Origin of the sequence: Flavobacterium sp. LHD-85 (assembly GCF_030929595.1) — a bacterium.
Taxonomy (GTDB): domain Bacteria; phylum Bacteroidota; class Bacteroidia; order Flavobacteriales; family Flavobacteriaceae; genus Flavobacterium.
Genome location: NZ_JAVFVR010000001.1, coordinates 373,695 through 393,957 on the forward strand (window position 1 = coordinate 373,695; position 20,263 = coordinate 393,957).

A 20,263-nucleotide genomic window follows, 5' to 3' on the forward strand; every position below is an offset into this window, starting at 1 on the left:
AACGTTCGCTAAATTTTAAAAATATTTTTTTTTGCGATTATTTTTAGATTACTTACATTTGGATTATGGATATCGAAAAAGACTATATAAAGCTGATTTTTGGGCTAAAAATGAAACAAGTTCGTACACAAAAAAACTTGTCTCTTTTTGGTTTGGCCAAACTGACTAATCTTTCAAAATCGTACTTAAACGAGATTGAAAAGGGAAAAAAATATCCAAAAACAGATAAAATTTTGCTTTTATGCGAACATTTGGACGTGCCTTACGACCAAATGGTATCTTTAAAACTCGATAATAACCTCGCTCCTATTGGCGAAATCTTGAAATCTGGAATTTTAAAAGAGATTCCACTAGAGCTTTTCGGAATTCAGGAGGCAGATTTAATTGATATTATTGCGAATGCTCCAGCCAAAGTCAATGCGTTTATTAGTACCATAATCGAAATTGCACAACATTATAATTTAAGCCGTGAGAGTTTCTTTTTAGCTGCTTTGCGTTCGTATCAGGAAGCGCACAGCAATTATTTTGAAGATTTAGAAGAAAAAGTAATCGCATTTTCGAAGTCATTTCAGATTAATCTGGATTCCAAAATCAGCGTTGAAGAATTGGAAGCGATTTTAAAAGAAGAATACGAATACAATATCAAAGAAATCGCTTTTACAGATCAGGAAGCTTTGGGCGATTTACGTTCTATTTATGTTCCGAAAAGCAAAACTTTATTGCTTTCAACCGAACTTGATGCTCCTCAGAAAGCATTTATTTTAGCTAAAGAAATAGCTTATAATTACCTAAAAATTTCCGATCGCTTGCTAACTTTCAGCTGGATTAAGTTTGAAAATTTCGATCAGGTTCTACATAATTTTTACGCTTCTTATTTTGCCGGTGCTTTATTATTGCCAAGAAAATTAGTGGTCGATAAAATCAATTCTTTTTTAGAAAATGAAAATCCAAAACCGGAAGAGTTTGTTCAATTAATTGAAAGTTTTGAAGTCTCTCCAGAATCTTTTTATCAAAGATTGACCAATTTATTGCCAAAAGATTTTCAGTTGAAGAATCTTTTCTTCCTAAGATTATCACATAAAATCGGTTCTGATTTTTATCAGATAAATAAAGAATTACACATTACGCATCAACAGGAACCGCACGCCAACGAAACCAACGAGCATTATTGCAGAAGATGGGTTTCGGTAAAAACAATTGACGAAGCTATCAAACAAAATAAATCTCACTTTCTTGATGCACAAATATCCAGTTATGCCAATAGCGGCAACGAATATTTAGTTTTTTCATCGGCTACAAAAGATCCTTTTTTGCATGATACCATTAGAAGTATTTCTGTTGGAATTTTGATTAATCCAACCATGAAAAAGAAATTCAAGCTCATTGACGGAAAACCTTTGGTAAAACGAATTGTTGGTGTAACTTGCGAAACTTGTGCAGTTAAAGATTGTCTGGAAAGAGCCGCTCCGCCAATTGTTTTAGAAAGAAAGAAACGCCACGAGAATACGGATGCAGTAGTACAGCAGTTTATGAATCAATATAGCTAGAATGCCATGAAATATTTTGCCTTAATAATCACTTTGTTTTTCATCAACTTCAACCAGAAAACGGATAAACTTACTGGCCGTTACAATTATATGATTGAAGATGAAGGCGCTTATATTCTGAAAGATAAAATTACTTTTAAGGATAGCGTTTTTGCGTTTGATAACAAGTATCTGCCGAAAGGGAGAATTTCTTATGGCAATGCGATATTATTGGATAATTTCATTAATACTGATTTGATTATCAGCATTCCAAAAGATCAAATCGAAAAAGACACTATTCCTTTTTTTATGCATGATAAGAAAAATTCTTCTTCAAATTATCTTGATGAAGTGGTTGGGAAAGGGAAATTGGTTAGGATTAAATAACTACTCCTGCCATTATTAGTTCTTATTTGTCATTCCGAGGTAAAACCTTTGAACCTCTGTACCTTTGTGCCTTTCAACCTTCTTGTAAAAATGAAACTTCTAAAATAGCCCCGATAGAAGTGGAAATCCTTTTGTGGTGGGGTTCACCACAAAAGATTGCAACGGATAGCGGGACTAAACGTCTTTTGAAAACAATACTTCCGCTCCTGAAAAAAACCTTTGGACCTCTGCAACTCTGACCCTTTGCACCTCAAAAAACCTTTCTTAACCTAGATTAAGTGCTTTTCCTTTACATCGACCGTATCTTTGTACTATAAAAATAACAAAAGGACAAAATCATGGAAAATATAGTATTGCACAAAGCAGACACAAGAGGAAACGCAAATCACGGATGGTTGAACGCTTATCATAGCTTTAGTTTTGCGAGCTGGTATAATCCGGACAGAATTCAGTTTGGAGCACTTCGTGTTTTGAATGATGATACGATTGCAGCCGGAATGGGTTTTGGAACGCATCCTCATGATAATATGGAAATTATTACAATCCCGCTTGAAGGTGATTTGGCCCACAAAGACAGCATGGGAAATACTGAAATCATCAAAAATGGAGATATTCAGGTGATGAGTGCTGGAACTGGAATTCAGCATAGTGAGTTTAATCCAAATGCAGATCAGCAGACTAAGTTATTACAGATTTGGTTGTTTCCAAACAAAAGAAATGTTACGCCACGCTATCAGCAGATTACTATGGATGTTGCCGACAGACATAACAAATTGTCTCAGGTTTTATCTCCAAATGCAGATGATGAAGGAGTTTGGATTCAGCAAGATGCTTGGTTTAATATGGGGAATTTCGATTCTGGAGTTACTGCTGAATATAAAATCAAAAAAGAAGGAAACGGAGTTTATGCTTTCATTTTAAAAGGAAATGTTACCATCAACGGTCAGGAATTAAACTCTCGTGATGCGGTTGGAATTTCAGGAACTGATACTTTGAATATTAAAGCCAATACAGATGCTGAATTTTTATTAATGGACATTCCAATGAATTATTAATTCAAACAAAAACAATTAACACCAGCACTTTGAAACGATAATAAACCTGTAAATCAGATTATTATCGTTTCTTTTTTTATTCCATTTCAGAAAAGAAAGACTAACTTTATAAGTAAAAAAAATTGGTCTGACTTTAAAATTAAACTAACTCTTAAAATTTTAAACCATGAATCCAAATAACCTCACTAAAGAATACACAAACGGAGAAGTCACGATTGTATGGCAATCTGGAAAGTGTATTCATTCGGCAAATTGTGTCAAAAACAATCCAGATGTCTTTCGTCCAAAAGAAAAACCGTGGATTACTCCAGAGAAATCTACAACTGAGAAAATTATTTCGACTGTAAACAAATGTCCTTCGGGGGCATTGACATTTTACATGAATAACAAAAGCTAAGCTTTACGCATTAGTTTTTTGCCACAGATTAAAGTGATTTTTTTGCCACAAATTGCACAAATTTTCACAAATTTTGATTCAATTTATTTCGTGGAAATCTGTGCAATTGCTTCGCCGATTCGCTATCGCTCGGGGCGTGGCAATATATTTTTTAATCTGTTTGATCTGTGGCAAAACCATTACATTTTTTATTTCTTAATCTAGGTTAAGTGCTCCAGGACAACTGTCACCGTAACTTTGTCCTATCAAAATGAAACAAATTAATTATTTAAAAAAATAAAATTATGGCAACTACAAAATGGTCAATTGACCCAACTCACTCAGAAATTGGTTTTAAAGTTAAACACATGATGTTTACTAATGTTTCAGGAAAATTTGGAACTTATGACGCTACTGCATCCACAGAAGGTGAAAGTTTTGATAATGCAGATTTCAGTTTTTCTGCCGATATCTCTTCAATCGACACTGCAAACGCAGATCGTGATGGACATTTAAGAAGCGGCGATTTCTTTGATGCAGAGAATAATCCAAAATTAACTTTCAAATCTTCTGCTTTCAAAAAAATTAATGATGGCGAATTTGAATTAACTGGAGATTTAGACATTAAAGGTGTTTCAAAAACAGTGAAATTCCCAGTTGAATTTAGCGGAATCATGACTGATCCTTGGGGAAATACAAAAGTAGGTTTAAGCATAGAAGGAAAAATTAATCGTAAAGATTGGGGTTTAAACTGGAACTCGGCTCTTGAAACAGGGGGTGTTTTAGTAGGAGAAGAAGTTCGTTTGAACATTGAATTACAATTTGTAAAACAAGCCTAATCTATTTGGTTTTAGATTTAATTGGTTGGTTATTGAAGCCCTGCATTTTGCAGGGCTTTTTGTTTGCCACGAATTATACGAATTTCCACAATTTTTTTCTCGCAAAGCCGAAATTTGCCACAGATTTAAAGGATTTCCATAGATTAGAAATCCAAATAATCTTTTTAATCTGTGGCTAAAAAATAATTCGTGGAAATTCGTGTAATTAGTGGCAAACCTCAAAATTCATCTTACTGTGTTTCTAAATTCTGTTGGCGACATTCCTGTTTGTTTTTTGAAGAAACGAGAGAAATAGGAATAATCTTCGTAGCCAACCTTAAAGGCAACTTCGTTTACGGCTAATTGCTTGTCGATCAACATTCTTTTGATTTCCAGAATTACTCTGTCAGTAATGACTTCTGTGGCTGTTTTTTGGAGAATTTCATTGCAGATTCTGTTTAAGTGTTTCAGCGTGATATTTAGTTTTTCTGCATAAAACGAAGGCAGTCTTTGCGTTTTGTAATATTCTTCTAAAAGCGATTCAAACTTATTGATTTTGATATTGTATGAATGCGTTTGATGCGAATAGGTTTCTCCATATTTTCTCGCCACTTCAATGTGAATACAATCCAATAAATTCAATAATTTATCTAATTGGTATTTATTATTTTGAATGTTTTCCTGAATCAATAAATCAAAATAAGGTTGGATTTTTGGAATTTCTTTTTCTTCAAAAACCATTTCAGGTCGGTTTTGAATGGAATGATAAAAATTATAATCGTTTATCTTTTTTTGGCCGAAATACAGATTATATAATTCCTGTGAAAAGATAATTACAAAACCTTCTATGTCTTCAGATAAATTCCAATGGTGCATTTGTCCTGGCTGCAGCACAAACAAGCTTCCTCTTTTGATTTCAAACTGATCAAAATCGACTTCATGTAAGCCAGAACCTTTTGTAAAAAACACCATTAAATACGAATCATGGCGGTGCGGTTCTTCGACAAAACTGTGATTTTTTAGATGTTCCGTAAAAGTATTCACATAAAAATCACGATGAATATCGTTACAGCTGAAATTCTGAACACTATAAATGGGATATTTCTTCATAACAAATGTCTTTATTGTGCTACAATAAGCGAAGATACTAAAAAGACTTTTATAATGCCATAAATTACCTTTGTACAAACAAAAATCAACACTATCATGTCAAGCGCATTAACTCATATTTTAAAAAACGAATGTCCTGTTTGTCATAAAGGAAAAGTTTTTACAGATAAAAATATCTTTCTAAATTTCAGTTTTCCAAAAATGAATGAATACTGCAGTCATTGCAATTATAAATTCCAAAAAGAGCCTGGCTATTTCTTTGGCGCCATGTATGTAAACTACGGATTAACAGTCGCTCAAGGAATTGCAACATATTGTATTGCTCAGTATTTTTTCGAAACAAACTTCGATTTAAGAATCCTTCCTATTATTGCTGTTGTAATTACTTTGCTTACTCCTTTTAATCTTAGATTTTCAAGATTAGCATGGATTTATATGTTTAAGGGGTATACGAGCTAAAAAAATAGTACTTTTGCCTTTCAATTGAAACTAATTTTCAATCCAAAAAATAAAAAACAAATTAGACAAATGAAAGCATACGTATTTCCGGGTCAAGGAGCGCAATTCACAGGAATGGGTAAAGACCTTTATGAAAATTCGGCTTTAGCCAAAGAATTATTCGAAAAAGCAAATGAAATTCTAGGTTTCAGAATTACAGATATCATGTTTGAAGGCACTGCCGAAGAACTAAAAGAAACTAAAGTAACGCAGCCAGCTGTATTTTTACACTCTGTTATTTTAGCTAAAACTTTAGAAGATTTCAAACCGGAAATGGTTGCAGGGCATTCATTAGGAGAATTCTCTGCTTTGGTTGCTAACGGAACTTTATCTTTTGAAGATGGTCTTAAATTAGTTTCTCAACGCGCTTTGGCAATGCAAAAAGCTTGCGAAATTACACCATCTACAATGGCTGCTGTTTTAGGTTTGGCTGATAATATTGTCGAAGAAGTTTGTGCTTCTATCGACGGAGTTGTGGTTGCAGCTAACTATAACTGCCCAGGGCAATTAGTAATTTCTGGTGAAACTACTGCTGTTGAAAAAGCTTGTGAAGCTATGAAAGCTGCTGGAGCAAAACGTGCTTTAATTTTACCTGTAGGAGGAGCTTTTCACTCTCCAATGATGGAACCAGCAAGAGAAGAATTGGCAGCTGCAATTGAAGCAACTACTTTTTCTAATCCGATTTGTCCAGTATATCAAAACGTTACTGCAAATGCAGTTTCTGATGCTAATGAAATTAAAAAGAACTTAATCATTCAATTGACTGCTCCTGTAAGATGGACACAATCTGTACAGCAAATGATCGCTGACGGTGCTACTTTGTTTACTGAAGTTGGTCCTGGAAAAGTTTTAACTGGTTTGATTAATAAAATTGATAAAGAAGCAGCTGTTGCTAACGCTTAATTAGTGTTCAGTCTCAGTGACAGTTTTCAGTTAAAACTATACACATAAAAAAGCTCTGAAAAATAGATTTTTCAGAGCTTTTTGTCATTTCGACGAAGGAGAAATGACATACTAAAAGAAAAATAAAAAAGATATATGCTTTTAGAATTTACATTATAAAGTTTTCTTTTCTTTCTTCTTGTAATTCACAATAAAAACCCCAAGAATAATTAAAGCTGTAGCAATAATAAAATCAATCGTAATTACTTCATCCAAAAGCAACCAGCCCAAGAAAACAGCTATTATTGTATTAATATAGGACAGAATAGAAACTTGAACCGCTGTAACATGTTTTAGTGCATAATTATAACAAAAGAAAGCAATTACAGATCCAAATATTGATAAATACAAAGCCGCAAAAATGCTTTTTGAACTCCACGAGTTAAAATCTGGATTTGGCGAGAATATTGAAGCCAAGACCAACTGAATACAAGATGCAATTGTAAATTGGTAAAATAAATTGAGCGTTATATTTTTCGATTTATTAGCATGCGTTTTGGTATAAATTGTTCCAGCAGCCCAAGCCAAAATTGCAAATCCCATAAAAATCATTCCAGTTCTGTAATTAACATCTAAAAATGATCCTAGTCCATCTTTAAAGATAAAAACTACTCCCAAGAACCCGATAATTACACCTATAAACCCCTTTAAACTCATTTTTTGCAATCCAAACAAAATACTGCCCAAGAAAATAAGAATTGGAGTCAGGGCATTTATAACCGATGCTAGTCCGCTTGGAATATTCTGCTCAGCAATTGTTGTAAAACCATTAGCAATCACAAGCATTAAAACCGAGGCAATAAGCTGTTGCTTAAAATTTCCCCATCCAATCCATTTTAATTCCTTTTTGAACAATAAAATGGTCATCATAATCAATCCCGCCAATCCTTGACGAATTGAAGTTACAAACCAAGGCGGGATAGTCTCAACTGCAACACGAATTCCTAAAAAAGTTGTACCCCAAATAATTCCAACTGCTGCAAGAGCAAAAATTAATTTATAATCTAAACTTTGTTTCATAATAATTAATAGCTAAAAAAAATCCCAAACTATATTGCTATAATCTGGGATTTTAAAAATTTATAATTTTATTAAAAAATTACTTATTCCTCACTTTTTGTTCCCATTTCCAAGCACTTGCCATTGCTTCGTCCAAACTTAGTTCAGCCTTCCATCCTAAGACATTATTTGCCTTATCTGTATTTGCATAAGCTTCAGTAATATCACCTTCGCGACGAGGCATCATCTTATAAGGCAGATTTTTACCGCTGACTTTTTCAAAACTATGAATGACTTCAAGAACAGAACTTCCTTTTCCTGTTCCTAAATTAAAGGTTTCTACTTTTGCTAAATTCTTTTTGTTTAACAAACGCTGTAAAGCAATTACGTGCGCTTTCGCCAAATCTACTACGTGAATGTAATCACGAACAGCAGTCCCGTCTGTTGTTGGATAATCGTTTCCAAAAACCGATAATTCCTGACGCAAACCGACTCCCGTTTGGGTAATAAACGGAACTAAATTTTGAGGAACTCCCAATGGCAATTCACCAATCTGTACAGATTCGTGCGCTCCAACTGGATTAAAGTAGCGTAATAAAATAGCGCTGATATTGGTAACTTTAGCAGTGTCTGTAATAATTTCTTCTCCGATCTGTTTTGTATTTCCATAAGGAGACATTGCAGTTTGCACTGGAGCATCTTCTGTAATCGGCATTTTTTCGGCTTGGCCGTAAACCGTACAAGAAGAACTGAAGATAAAACTTGCTTCGGGTTTTTGCTGTAACTCCTGTAAAAGATAAACCAAACTGCTAATGTTGTTTTCATAGTACAACAAAGGCTGTTCAACACTTTCACCAACCGCTTTTGAAGCCGCAAAATGAATCACACCAGTAACATCATGATGCTTTTTAAAAAAATCCCTAACGGCGCTTTTTTCTCTTAAATCAATTTTTTCGAATAAAGGCGTTTTTCCTGTAATCGCTGTAATCCCTTTTAAAACATCTTCTGAAGAGTTTGAAAGATTATCAATTATCACAACTTCGAAGCCTTCATTTTGCAATTCGACTACGGTGTGAGAACCAATAAACCCTAATCCTCCTGTTACTAATACTTTCATTTTGTGGTTGTTTTCTTGTGGTTATTTTAGTTTAAAGCTTTTTTTATTTGTTCAAAAATTCTAAAACAGAATCTGTAATAAATTTAATTTGTTCGTCATCAAGTTCAGTATGCATTGGTAAAGCAATAACTTCCTGCACTAATTGGTTTGTAACAGGGAATTGCTCCTCTTTGTAACGCGGATCTAAATATGCTTTTTGAGAATGCAATGGGATTGGATAATAAATCGCACATGGAATTCCTTTATCTAATAAATGCTGCATTAAAGCGTTTCTATCTGCGTCTAAAATTCTTAAAACATATTGATGAAAAACGTGATCATTTTCGTTTGCATCAAAATCTGGCGTAATAATTTTTGCATTTCCTGCAAAAGCCGCGTTGTATTTAGTTGCAGCCAAACGACGTGCTTTATTATATTCATCCAAAAGAGGCAGTTTTGCATTCAAAACTCCCGCCTGAATACTGTCTAAACGTGAATTTACCCCCACAACATCGTGGTGGTAACGCTCATACATTCCGTGATTTACGATTCCACGAATAATATGCGCCAATTTATCGTCATTTGTAAAAATCGCTCCTCCATCTCCATAACAACCCAAGTTCTTAGAAGGGAAAAATGAAGTTGCCGCAACGTGACCAATTGTCCCCACTTTTACTTTTGATCCAGATTTCGAAATATAATCTGCTCCAATTGCTTGTGCGTTATCTTCGATTACATATAAATTGTATTCTGCTGCAATTTCCATAATCGCGTCCATATTAGCCGCACGTCCAAATAAATGAACTGGAACAATCGCTTTTGTTTTTGGCGTAATTGCTTTTTTCACTGCATCAATATCGATATTCATATTATGCAAATCAACATCAACCAAAACTGGAGTTAATTGCAATAAAGCAATAACCTCAACAGTTGCAGCAAAAGTAAAATCGGCAGTAATAACTTCGTCTCCTGGTTTCAAATCTAATCCCATCATCGCAATCTGCAACGCATCTGTACCATTCGCGCACGGAATCACATGTTTGGCTCCTAAATAGTCTTCAAGATTTTTTTGAAACTGATGTACTAAAGGTCCGTTGATGTAAGTATTTGTATCTAAAACTTCTTGAATTGAAGCATCTACAGTAGATTTTATTTTCTCGTATTGACTCTTTAAGTCAACCATTTGTATTTTTTTCATTTTCGAATAATATTTAAAAAATTAAAGACTCTATTTTTAACAGAAATCTCTAAAAGGAGGAACAAAAATAGTTATTAATAGCTTCAAACCAATGAAAATAGTCGAAAGAAATGTAATTTAGCTGCAAAAAAAATTACATGCTTTTTTTATACAATCTAACCATTTACATCGCAGGATTTTTCTTAAAAATCATAGCGTTATTTAGTCCGAAAATTAAGCTTTTTGTTGAAGGCAGAAAAAATGTATTTTCAATATTAGAAGAAAAAATTAAAGCAGACGATAAAACCATCTGGTTTCATTCGGCATCCCTAGGCGAATACGAACAAGGGCTTCCCGTAATTGAAAAAATCAAAGAAAAATATCCATCTCATAAAATTGTTGTAACCTTTTTTTCACCATCTGGATACGAAGTGCGTAAAAATAACACAGTTGCCGATGTGACCATTTATTTACCGCTTGACACTAAAAAGAACGCGAAAAGATTTTTAAAGCTGGTTCATCCTGAACTTGCGTTTTTCATTAAATATGAATTTTGGCTAAACTATTTAAAGGAATTAGAAAAAAGCAAAACACCAACTTATCTTATTTCAGGAATTTTCAGAGACAATCAGATGTTTTTTAAATGGTATGGCGGTTTCTACAGAAAAGCGCTAAATGCCTTCACTTATTCCTTTGTTCAGAATGAAAGTTCAAAACAAAAAATTGAATCACTTGGTTTTAAAAATGTAGTTGTTTCTGGCGACACCCGTTTTGATCGTGTAAATGCCATTTTAGCAAGAGACAATCGCTTAGATTTTATTGAGAATTTTAAAAACAATCAGCCAACAATTGTCGTTGGAAGCTCATGGCCTAAAGATGAAGTATTAATTGCAGAATATATCAATCAAGCTCCTGAAAATGTAAAATTCATTATTGCTCCACATAATATTAAGCCAGATCAAATTTCAGATCTTTTGTCGAAAATCACAAAATCGACCATTTTATTCTCAGAAAAAGAAAACAAAGACCTCTCAACCTACAATGTCTTTATAATTGATACAATCGGAATCCTTACTAAGATTTATAGTTACGGAACCATAGCATATGTCGGAGGCGGATTTGGAAATCCTGGGATACACAATATATTAGAGCCTGCTACTTTTGGAATCCCAATCGTAATTGGACCTAATTATTCTAATTTTGCAGAAGCAATTGATTTAGTGAATATTGGCGGATGCATACCAATTTCAACAAACGCGGAACTTAAAGAAATTTTTGACCGATTACTAAACGACAAAAGCTTTTTGGCTGAAAAAAGTGAAATCTGCAGATTATTTATCCAAAATAACAAAGGAGCTACTGAAACAATTATGAAACGCATTTCATAATCTTTTGTAGTAGCAAAAAGTGCTAAATTCTAAAAAACAACAACAAGAGTTCTATTTTTGCTTTTAAAAGATTCTAGCAAATAGTCTTAAAAAACAAAACAAACCATTAGCCAGAGAAATAAAACAGCCTAATTTTGTAAAGATTCTTCAATAAAAAATTATTTCACCAATAAATTAGATAATTTAAGAAAAATTTATAATTTTGGCATATTCTTTGATAAATAAGATAAACGTGAGCAAGGAAAATATTTTAAAAAAAAAGTGAAAAAATATTTTACATATTAAAAAATTTATATCTTTGCCACGAATTAATAATTAACCTTTTATAATAAAGTAAGATGAAAAAAGTATTTTTAAGTTTAGCTGTTGTTGCTGTATTAACTGTTGTATCTTGTAAAAAAGCTGACGCTGCTGCTGAAGCTCCTGCTGTAGATTCTGCTGCTGTTGCTGTTGATTCAGCTGCTGCTGTTGTTGATTCTGCTGCTGCAACTGTTGATTCTGCTGCTGCTAAAGTTGATTCTGCTGCTGCTAAAGTAGAAGAAGTAAAAAAATAATTAGAACCTAAGTTCTAACGATTTTAAAACCATCTTTTTAGATGGTTTTTTTTTATGATTAATTTTTCCATTAATCTACAAGCAATAAAAAAAAGCGTTCATAAATTATGAACGCTTTTTTTTTATTCAGCAGCTTCTTCTATTTCCTCCTCAAGCTCTTCATCTCCAAAAATCGATTCACTCGAAGAAAAATCCAAAATCTCCGACCTCGAAGAATAAGTAACAATTTCTTTTATCCCTTTCTGCAAAAGCAATTCTGTACTGTATTTTCGACTCGTAGCAAAATGAACCTCCCCAAGCATCAGCTTAAAGAAATACTTCCCACCAGAACCTTTAAACTTCAAAAATTTAGCAAGACCAACATTCGCTTTAAACTTCTCAATATCCTCTTCACACTCAAACCTCAATTCATAACTCAAACTCGTAAAGATCACCTTTCCCTTCCGAGAAGTAAACGTAAACTTATATTCATCATTAAACCGCTTGCTAATTACAAAAGCACCCATTTATAAATTTTAGATTTTAGATTGATTTTTTTTGAGATCCTAAGCCGCTAAGCTTCTAAGATACTGAGATTTTTCCTTAGAAACTCAAAAACTTAAATTTTCCCCATAAAAAAAGCCTCTTCAAAAGAAGAGGCTTTAGTACTCAGAGCGGGACTTGAACCCGCACGAACATTGCTGTTCACTGGATTTTAAGTCCAGCGTGTCTACCAATTTCACCATCCGAGCATTGTATGGTTTTTGAGCGAAAAACGGGGCTCGAACCCGCGACCTCGACCTTGGCAAGGTCGCGCTCTACCAACTGAGCTATTTTCGCATTTTCAAATTCTGTTTAAGAACTGCAACACTTGTTTTGTTTCGTATTGCGAGTGCAAATTTAGGACATTTATTCAATTACACAAGCGTTTTTTAAAAAAAAAATCGACTTATTTTATAACCTTCTGATAACCTAAAGTTTAAATTTGAAAAAATTTTGAATTTTATTTTTTTACCAGCATTCTTTTGATCTCATTCAGCTTCATCAACGCTTCTACTGGTGTAATTGCATTAATATCGAGATTAAGAATCTCTTCTTTTATCTCTTCCAACAAAGGATCATCCAGATTAAAGAAACTCATCTGCATTTCTTCATTTGCCGATTTTATTCCGTTTAAAGCATCGCTCGAATGATTCTTTTCCAATTTCTTTAAAAGTTTTTGAGCTTTCGTAATAACCAGCTGAGGCATTCCGGCCATTTTTGCCACGTGAATTCCAAAACTATGCGCGCTACCTCCTTTTACCAGCTTTCTAACAAAAAGAACGGTATCTTTTAACTCTTTTACTGCCACATTGAAATTTTGGATTCTCGGCATCGATTCCGTCATTTCATTCAACTCATGATAATGTGTTGCAAAAAGTGTTTTTGCTCTTCCTGGATGCTCGTGCAAGAATTCAGCAATGGCCCAAGCAATCGAGATTCCGTCATAAGTACTGGTTCCTCTTCCAATCTCATCCAACAACACCAAACTTCTATCTGACAGATTATTCAAAATAGAAGCCGTTTCGTTCATTTCGACCATAAAAGTAGATTCTCCCATTGAGATATTATCTGAAGCTCCAACTCTGGTAAAAATCTTATCTACAATTCCCATTCTAACACTATCAGCAGGAACAAAACTCCCCATTTGAGCCAAAAGCACAATTAGAGCCGTTTGCCTTAAAATCGCCGATTTACCCGACATGTTGGGTCCGGTAATCATAATAATCTGCTGCGTTTCTCTATCCAAGAAAACATCATTGGCAATATATGGCGTTCCAACTGGCAATTGTTTTTCAATTACAGGGTGTCTTCCGTTTTTGATATCCAATTCGAAAGTATCATCTATTTCAGGCTGTACGTATTGGTTTTCGACAGCCATTTGCGTAAACGAACATAAACAATCCAATTGCGCAACCAAATATGCATTCATTTGAACAGGCTTGATGTAAGTAGAAATCCATGCAACTAATTGCTCAAAAAGCTCGCTTTCTATTTTATAGATTTTTTCTTCAGCTCCTAAGATTTTGGCTTCATATTCTTTTAATTCTTCGGTAATATATCGCTCTGCATTTACCAAAGTCTGCTTACGAATCCATTCTTCTGGAACTTTATCTTTATGCGTATTTCTAACTTCAATATAGTATCCGAAAACATTGTTAAAAGAAATCTTCAACGAAGAAATCCCTGTTCTTTCAGATTCACGTTTTTCAATTCCTTCTAAAAACTCTTTTCCTGAAGTCGAAATCGCACGCAATTCGTCCAGTTCTTCATTTATTCCTGAAGCTATTGCATTTCCTTTCGAAATGGCAACTGGCGCATCTTGATTTAAAGTTGTTTTAATTTTTTCGCGAAGCAAATCACAAGCATGCAAACTGTCTCCGATTACTTTAACAGCTTCCTGAGGACTTTCCAACGCAAGGGTTTTAATTGGAATAATGGCATCCAAAGATTCCTTTAAATATACAATTTCACGAGGAGACACTTTTCCTGCAGCAATTTTAGAAATCAAACGTTCTAAATCTGAAATCTGTTTAATCTGATATTGAATATTATGCAGAATTTCAGGATTTGACTTTAAATATGCCACTACTTCATGACGGCTTTTTACTTTGTTTGCGTCTTTTAAAGGCAAAGCCAGCCATCTTTTCAACAGACGCCCTCCCATTGGAGAAAGTGTTTTATCAATAACATCCAAAAGCGTAACTGCATTTGGATTATAGCTATGATACAATTCTAAGTTTCGAATAGTAAAACGATCCATCCAAACATAAGCATCTTCTGCAATACGCTGAATTGCCGTAATATGCTGCACACGATTATGCTGCGTTTCTGACAAATAATACAAAATTGCTCCAGAAGCAATAATTCCTTCTTTTAGTTCCTCAACTCCAAATCCTTTTAAGGAATTCGTTTGGAAATGCTTTGTTAATGTTTCTAAAGCATAATCTTCTTTGTATATCCAATCTTCTAGATAGAAACTATGAAAATCTTCTCCAAAAGCAGTTTTAAAATCATTTTTATTATTCTTTGGAACCAAAACCTCACTTGGATTAAAGTTCTGCAATAATTTATCGATGTATTCTGCATTTCCTTGAGCTGTTAAAAACTCTCCTGTTGAAACGTCCAAAAATGAAATTCCGATATTTTTATTAGCAAAATAAACAGATGCTAAGAAGTTATTAGATTTTGACTGCAAAACCTCATCGTTCAAAGAAACTCCTGGAGTTACAAGCTCCGTTACTCCTCTTTTTACGATTGTTTTGGTCATTTTCGGATCTTCCAACTGATCGCAGATCGCCACACGAAGTCCGGCTTTTACCAATTTTGGCAAATAAGTATTTACAGAATGATGCGGAAACCCAGCCAATGCTGTTTCAGTATCAGACCCTGCTCCTCTTTTAGTTAATGTTATCCCTAAAATCTTAGAAGCTCTAATGGCGTCTTCTCCAAAGGTTTCATAAAAATCTCCTACTCTGAAAAGCAGACATGCATCAGGATATTTAGCCTTGATTTCGTTGTACTGTTTCATTAAAGGTGTTTCTTTCACCACTTTCTCTTTAGCTGCCAAATTATTATATTTTAAATGAAAAAATTAAGACAGCGAATTTATGATTTTTTGACGGCATATCGAAAACTTCAAAAATTAAAATATTTTAAGTTTTTTTTAGTTTACGGTTGGAGAATTTTATATAGCTTTGTTTATCATTTAAAAAAAGACCCTTAAAGATGAAAAAAATAATTTTATTCGCTATGTTAGCTGTTGCTGGTATCACAGTTACTAATGCACAAACAACTAAAAAAGCTAAAGCTGCTAAAGTTGCAAAAGTTGAAGGAGCTGGAATGGTTTTCGAAAACGAAACTATCGATTACGGAACAATTGCACACAATGCTGACGGAAAACGTGAATTCGTTTTTGTAAACAACGGAACAAAACCGTTAATCATTACTAACGCTCAAGGATCTTGCGGATGTACAGTTCCAACTTCTCCAAAAGAACCAATTGCTCCAGGAGCTAAAGGTGTTATTGGTGTAAAATATGCTACTGACAGAGTTGGTGCTTTTACAAAAACTGTAACTATTTCTTCTAACGCTGAAGGACAACCAACAAAAATCCTTACTATTAAAGGTACTGTTTTACCAGATCCAGTAAAAAGCTAATCTGAAAAACATTTAAAATAATCAAAAAGCTTCCTTACCTTTGGAAGCTTTTTTTATGACTAGAATTTAAAACAATGAGAAAACTCGAAAACAGCGAACTAGACCGTAAATCGATTGAAGATTTTAAAAAATCGGAGAAAACCCCTTTAATATTAGTTTTAGACGATATTCGAAGTCTCCACAATATTGGTTCTGTTTTTAGAACAGCTGATGCGTTTTTGATTGAAAAAATAATTTTATGCGGTATTACTGCAACTCCTCCAAACAAAGAAATTCATAAAACTGCTCTTGGCGCAACTGAAACTGTAACATGGGAACATCATGAGAATGTTTTGGAAGTGATTGAAAATTTGAAGAAAGAAAATGTTTTGACTATGGCTATTGAGCAAGTTGAAAGTGCGATTTTTCTTCAGGATTTCAAAATTGAAAAGAACCAGAAATATGCTTTGGTTTTTGGAAATGAGGTTTATGGCGTATCGCAGGAAGCTGTTGCAATCTGTGATGGATGTATTGAAATTCCTCAGTTGGGAACAAAACACTCTCTTAATATTTCTGTAAGTGCCGGAATTGTTGTCTGGGATTTATTTCAAAAAATAAACTGGCCTGAATAAAAATTTATTTTTTTATTCTCAATTAATTGATATTTTTAGCGAATGAAGAATATCAAATTAGCACTCTTTTTCTTTTTATTTTCCGTTTTAAGTTTTAATTTTTCTAATGCAAATGAAAATATAAAAACTTTTAACAAAAAGAATGAATACTTCTCAAAACCAAGTATAAATTCAAAAATAAAAAAACAAAAGAAAAGCAGTTTCGTAATTGACCCTCCAAAACTTATTGCGCACGGAGATCAATTTTATTGCCCACAGACATCAATCAACATTGTAACTGACTTTAGAATTGATCATGACATTGCCGAAAACGGAACACAAGTACTTTATATTCAAATTTCGTCTGGATATTCAAATGGATTTGACCGATTAGAGCTAACAAACCCAACCTTGCATTCTAATATTGTAAGCAGTTGGGACGCTACTTCGGGAAAACTAAGATTGTCAGGAACAACTGCTTCTGAAATTTCTTATGCCGATTTTGTGTCAGCGGTAAAAGATGTTGTCTTTACTAACTCTTCTGCAACAGCTAGCGGAACAAGAACATTTTCTATTACAATTGGACAAGCTAATTATTTGCCTTCTACCGGACATTATTATCTCTTTATTCCAAATATAGGGGTTACTTGGACAAATGCAAGAGATTTAGCCACTTCAAGCACTTACTACGGTCTTCAAGGCTACTTAGCTACCATTTTATCTGCCGATGAAGCCAAACTAATTGGCGAGCAAGCTTCTGGAACTGGTTGGATTGGAGGAAGTGATGCCGAAACAGAAGGTGTCTGGAAATGGGTTACTGGCCCAGAAACCGGAACTGTTTTTTGGAACGGAAATTCAAATGGCTCGACTCCAAATTATGCTTTTTGGAACACAGGCGAACCCAACCAGCAAGGTGATGAAGATTATGCGCACATTACTCAGCCGGGTGTTGGAATACGAGGCTCTTGGAATGATTTATCAAATACAGGTTCACTTACACCTGGAGATGCTTATCAGCCAAAAGGATATATTGTAGAATATGGTGGAATGTCAGGCGAAGCTCCGCTAGAAATTGCTGCTAGCACCAAAATCACAATTCCTATAGCAACTCCTGCTATTGACCCAACCCCAGTTTGTGATTCGGGAAGTTTTACTTTTAATGCAACGGCAACTGCTGGAGCAACAATTAGGTGGTTTGATGCTGCTGTTGGCGGAAATTTATTAGCAACAGGTTCAACTTATACCACAACCACAATAGCCACAACTACAACTTATTATGTTGATGCCGGCTGCGAATCCAATCGCAAGTCAGTAAAAGCAACTGTAAATACAACTCCCGCAACTCCAATAGCAGAAAAAGACACTTATACTAATTGTGGTGCGGGATCTTTAACAATTAAAGCAACTTCAAATATTGGAACAATAAACTGGTTTACTTCTCCAACTGACGGAACAAGTGTTTTTACAGGAACAACTTTTACAACTCCAACAATTTCCTCCAATACATCCTACTATGCCGAGGCATCAAATAATGGATGCACAAATACAACTAGAACCCCTATAAACATTGTAATTAACACACCTCCTGCTGTTACAGATGAAACTTTGCCTTTGTGCCAGTTCCAATCTATTACATTAGATGCAGGAATTTCTGGAATGAGTTATTTATGGTCAAATGCTAACGAATCTACTCAACAAATTACAGTTAGCAAAGGAGGCAAATATACCGTCGTTGTTACGAGCCCCGAAAACTGTTCGAGCACAAAAACAATTATGGTCGAAGAACATATGATTCCTCAAATTGCGCGTATTGATGTTGAAGGAACAAGAGCCATAATTTATCCTGCAAAAGCAGAAAATTATTTTGAGTATTCTGTTGACGGTGTTAATTATCAAGATTCAACTGTTTTTTACGATGTTCCTGGCGGATTGCAAACTGCTTATGCGCGAGAAAAAAATGGATGCGGTGGAACTACTAAACAATTTGTCGTACTTGTTTTTCCTGCTTTTTTTACTCCAAACAATGATACTTACAACGATGTCTGGGAAGTAACCGGAATGGAGAATTATCCTCAGGCTGTAGTTACGATTTTTGATCGCTACGGAAAGCTAATAGCACAATTAAGCCGTTTTAAAATGAGCTGGGACGGCACTTTAAACCAAGTTGCGCTTCCTGCTTCTGATTATTGGTACGCTTTAAAAGTAGATGATTCAATGCCCGTTTTAAAAGGACATTTTACATTAAAAAGATGATTTTTAATTAGTCAATGTGCCAATTTGATAATTAGATAATTTGAAACGATAAATTCAGAAAATTATCTAATTGTCTCATTTTCTAATTATCTAATTGCCCCATTTCAATTAAGCTTCTTCTTAATTTCATTTAAAATATAAAGATAATCTTCGTGTTTTTTCACAAAATCACGGTCAGAAACATCAATGATTAAAACATTCAAATCGGTTTGGGATTTCATGTATTCTAAATAACCATTATTGATTTTTTCTAAATACGCAGCTTCAATATTCTGTTCATAAACTCGTCCGCGTTTTTTGATATTTTGAAGAAGACGATCTGTATTTTGATATAAATAAATATACAAATCTGGTTTTGGCATTTCTTTGTAAATAATATCGAATAGATTTCTGTACAAACGATATTCATCTTCAGCAAGCGTAATTTTTGCAAAAATCAGTGATTTAAAAATATGATAATCTGCAACTATAAAATCTTTGAACAAATCAAACTGCGCCAGATCATCGGCTAACTGCTGATAACGATCGGCAAGAAATGACATTTCTAAAGGAAATGCATATCGGTTTTGATCTTTATAAAACTTTGGCAAAAACGGATTATCAGCAAATCTTTCTAAAACCATTTTTCCGTTAAAATCTTCTGCAATTTTATGCACAAGAGTTGTTTTTCCTGCTCCGATATTTCCTTCAAAAGCCACATAATTAAACTGATTTAGCAGAATTTCACTAATCGGACTTTTCAAATCCTGAACAACTGTGCATACACTCTCATCTGGAGTAATTGCAATCAATTCCGAAACTGTTTTCTGCAAAATCGGGTGTTTCCAATTTAGCTTTAAATCCTGCATTGGCAGCAAAACAAAATTCCTATTTTGCATTAGCGGATGCGGAACCTGAAGTTTTTCGGTATCAATTATTTCAGTATCAAAAGCAATCAAATCAACATCTATAATTCTCGACTGATATCCTTCTTGATTCAAACGGATTCTTCCCAGTTCTTTTTCGACTTTTAAAATCTGATTGAGTATTTTTTGTGCAGATGAATTAGTATGCAAAAGAAGCGCACAATTATAAAAAGCATCACTTTCAAAACCCCATGCAGGAGTTTCATAAAGTTTTGAAACCTGTATAACAGTCCCCACATTTTGGTGTATTAAATCAATACATTTCTGAATGTTTTCTAGTCTGCTGCCTTGGTTGCTGCCTATCGATAAAACGACTTGATGCTGTAATTTCATAATTAATGCAAATTAACTAAAACTATTTTAGAATTAACCAATATATTTGTGAAACGACGTCTCAAATCTAATCCTAA

19 protein-coding genes and 2 tRNA genes are annotated in these 20,263 nt (G+C 34.1%); 12 read left to right on the top strand and 9 right to left on the bottom strand.

The features are described from left to right. Positions 1-65 precede the first annotated feature (65 nt). The 5 genes from RB618_RS01645 to RB618_RS01665 all read left to right on the top strand — a co-directional run bounded on the left by RB618_RS01645 (position 66) and on the right by RB618_RS01665 (position 4,183). On the top strand, positions 66-1,547 hold the full coding sequence (locus tag RB618_RS01645) for a helix-turn-helix domain-containing protein (protein ID WP_308067198.1): 1,482 nt from the start codon (positions 66-68) through the stop codon (positions 1,545-1,547). 6 nt (positions 1,548-1,553) lie between these two features. Continuing rightward, entirely contained in the window at positions 1,554-1,913 is a 360-nt protein-coding gene (locus tag RB618_RS01650) for a hypothetical protein (RefSeq protein WP_308067199.1), read from the top strand. A 338-nt stretch (positions 1,914-2,251) separates the two neighbouring features. Next, entirely contained in the window at positions 2,252-2,968 is a 717-nt protein-coding gene (locus RB618_RS01655) for a pirin family protein (RefSeq protein ID WP_308067200.1), read from the top strand. A 166-nt stretch (positions 2,969-3,134) separates the two neighbouring features. Then, entirely contained in the window at positions 3,135-3,365 is a 231-nt protein-coding gene (locus tag RB618_RS01660; protein WP_308067201.1) for a (4Fe-4S)-binding protein, read from the top strand. A 284-nt stretch (positions 3,366-3,649) separates the two neighbouring features. Further along, a complete protein-coding gene (locus RB618_RS01665; protein ID WP_308067202.1) occupies positions 3,650-4,183 on the top strand; it encodes a YceI family protein in 534 nt (177 codons plus the stop codon). Between the two features lie 225 nt (positions 4,184-4,408). Here RB618_RS01665 and RB618_RS01670 read toward each other — a convergent pair whose 3' ends face one another. Beyond that, a complete protein-coding gene (locus RB618_RS01670) occupies positions 4,409-5,272 on the bottom strand; it encodes a helix-turn-helix domain-containing protein (protein WP_308067203.1) in 864 nt (287 codons plus the stop codon). Positions 5,273-5,368: 96 nt separating this feature from the next. Here RB618_RS01670 and RB618_RS01675 point away from each other — a divergent pair, with 96 nt between their 5' ends. After that, positions 5,369-5,731 carry a DUF983 domain-containing protein gene (locus tag RB618_RS01675; protein ID WP_294960103.1) on the top strand — a complete coding sequence of 121 codons (363 nt, stop codon included), beginning with the start codon at positions 5,369-5,371 and terminating at the stop codon, positions 5,729-5,731. Between the two features lie 69 nt (positions 5,732-5,800). Then, positions 5,801-6,673 (top strand): ACP S-malonyltransferase, encoded by an 873-nt coding sequence (gene fabD / locus RB618_RS01680; protein ID WP_308067204.1) that lies wholly within the window; start codon positions 5,801-5,803, stop codon positions 6,671-6,673. Positions 6,674-6,826: 153 nt separating this feature from the next. Here fabD and RB618_RS01685 read toward each other — a convergent pair whose 3' ends face one another. The 3 genes from RB618_RS01685 to RB618_RS01695 all read right to left on the bottom strand — a co-directional run bounded on the left by RB618_RS01685 (position 6,827) and on the right by RB618_RS01695 (position 10,005). Further along, complete coding sequence (locus RB618_RS01685) at positions 6,827-7,732, bottom strand: EamA family transporter (protein WP_308067205.1); 906 nt, start codon at positions 7,730-7,732, stop codon at positions 6,827-6,829. A 79-nt stretch (positions 7,733-7,811) separates the two neighbouring features. Continuing rightward, complete coding sequence (galE, locus tag RB618_RS01690; protein WP_308067206.1) at positions 7,812-8,828, bottom strand: UDP-glucose 4-epimerase GalE; 1,017 nt, start codon at positions 8,826-8,828, stop codon at positions 7,812-7,814. 43 nt (positions 8,829-8,871) lie between these two features. Then, a complete protein-coding gene (locus RB618_RS01695; RefSeq protein ID WP_308067207.1) occupies positions 8,872-10,005 on the bottom strand; it encodes a DegT/DnrJ/EryC1/StrS family aminotransferase in 1,134 nt (377 codons plus the stop codon). Positions 10,006-10,142: 137 nt separating this feature from the next. Between RB618_RS01695 and RB618_RS01700 the strand changes: the two genes are divergently transcribed. Both RB618_RS01700 and RB618_RS01705 read left to right on the top strand, forming a co-directional pair. Beyond that, positions 10,143-11,372: a glycosyltransferase N-terminal domain-containing protein gene (locus RB618_RS01700; RefSeq protein WP_308067208.1), complete on the top strand. Its 1,230-nt coding sequence runs from the start codon at positions 10,143-10,145 to the stop codon at positions 11,370-11,372. 338 nt (positions 11,373-11,710) lie between these two features. Next, positions 11,711-11,926, top strand: coding sequence for a hypothetical protein (locus RB618_RS01705; RefSeq protein WP_109191883.1), 216 nt, complete (start codon positions 11,711-11,713; stop codon positions 11,924-11,926). A 122-nt stretch (positions 11,927-12,048) separates the two neighbouring features. Here RB618_RS01705 and RB618_RS01710 read toward each other — a convergent pair whose 3' ends face one another. The 4 genes from RB618_RS01710 to mutS all read right to left on the bottom strand — a co-directional run bounded on the left by RB618_RS01710 (position 12,049) and on the right by mutS (position 15,515). Beyond that, the gene (locus RB618_RS01710) at positions 12,049-12,432 is read right to left on the bottom strand and encodes a DUF1508 domain-containing protein (protein WP_308067209.1); all 384 of its coding nucleotides are present in this window, start codon (positions 12,430-12,432) and stop codon (positions 12,049-12,051) included. 139 nt (positions 12,433-12,571) lie between these two features. Next, positions 12,572-12,657 (bottom strand) — tRNA-Leu (locus tag RB618_RS01715). Positions 12,658-12,672: 15 nt separating this feature from the next. Then, a tRNA-Gly gene (locus tag RB618_RS01720) sits at positions 12,673-12,745 on the bottom strand. Between the two features lie 163 nt (positions 12,746-12,908). Beyond that, positions 12,909-15,515, bottom strand: coding sequence for a DNA mismatch repair protein MutS (gene mutS, locus RB618_RS01725; RefSeq protein WP_308067210.1), 2,607 nt, complete (start codon positions 15,513-15,515; stop codon positions 12,909-12,911). 158 nt (positions 15,516-15,673) lie between these two features. Between mutS and RB618_RS01730 the strand changes: the two genes are divergently transcribed. The 3 genes from RB618_RS01730 (at position 15,674) to RB618_RS01740 (ending at position 18,948) form a co-directional block, all read left to right on the top strand. Then, a complete protein-coding gene (locus RB618_RS01730) occupies positions 15,674-16,105 on the top strand; it encodes a DUF1573 domain-containing protein (RefSeq protein ID WP_308067211.1) in 432 nt (143 codons plus the stop codon). 74 nt (positions 16,106-16,179) lie between these two features. Continuing rightward, positions 16,180-16,716: an RNA methyltransferase gene (locus RB618_RS01735; protein ID WP_308067212.1), complete on the top strand. Its 537-nt coding sequence runs from the start codon at positions 16,180-16,182 to the stop codon at positions 16,714-16,716. 42 nt (positions 16,717-16,758) lie between these two features. Beyond that, positions 16,759-18,948: a T9SS type B sorting domain-containing protein gene (locus tag RB618_RS01740; RefSeq protein WP_308067213.1), complete on the top strand. Its 2,190-nt coding sequence runs from the start codon at positions 16,759-16,761 to the stop codon at positions 18,946-18,948. 104 nt (positions 18,949-19,052) lie between these two features. Here the strand turns inward: RB618_RS01740 and folK are convergent, their stop codons facing one another. Beyond that, positions 19,053-20,186 (bottom strand): 2-amino-4-hydroxy-6-hydroxymethyldihydropteridine diphosphokinase, encoded by a 1,134-nt coding sequence (folK, locus tag RB618_RS01745; RefSeq protein ID WP_308067214.1) that lies wholly within the window; start codon positions 20,184-20,186, stop codon positions 19,053-19,055. Positions 20,187-20,263 lie beyond the last annotated feature (77 nt).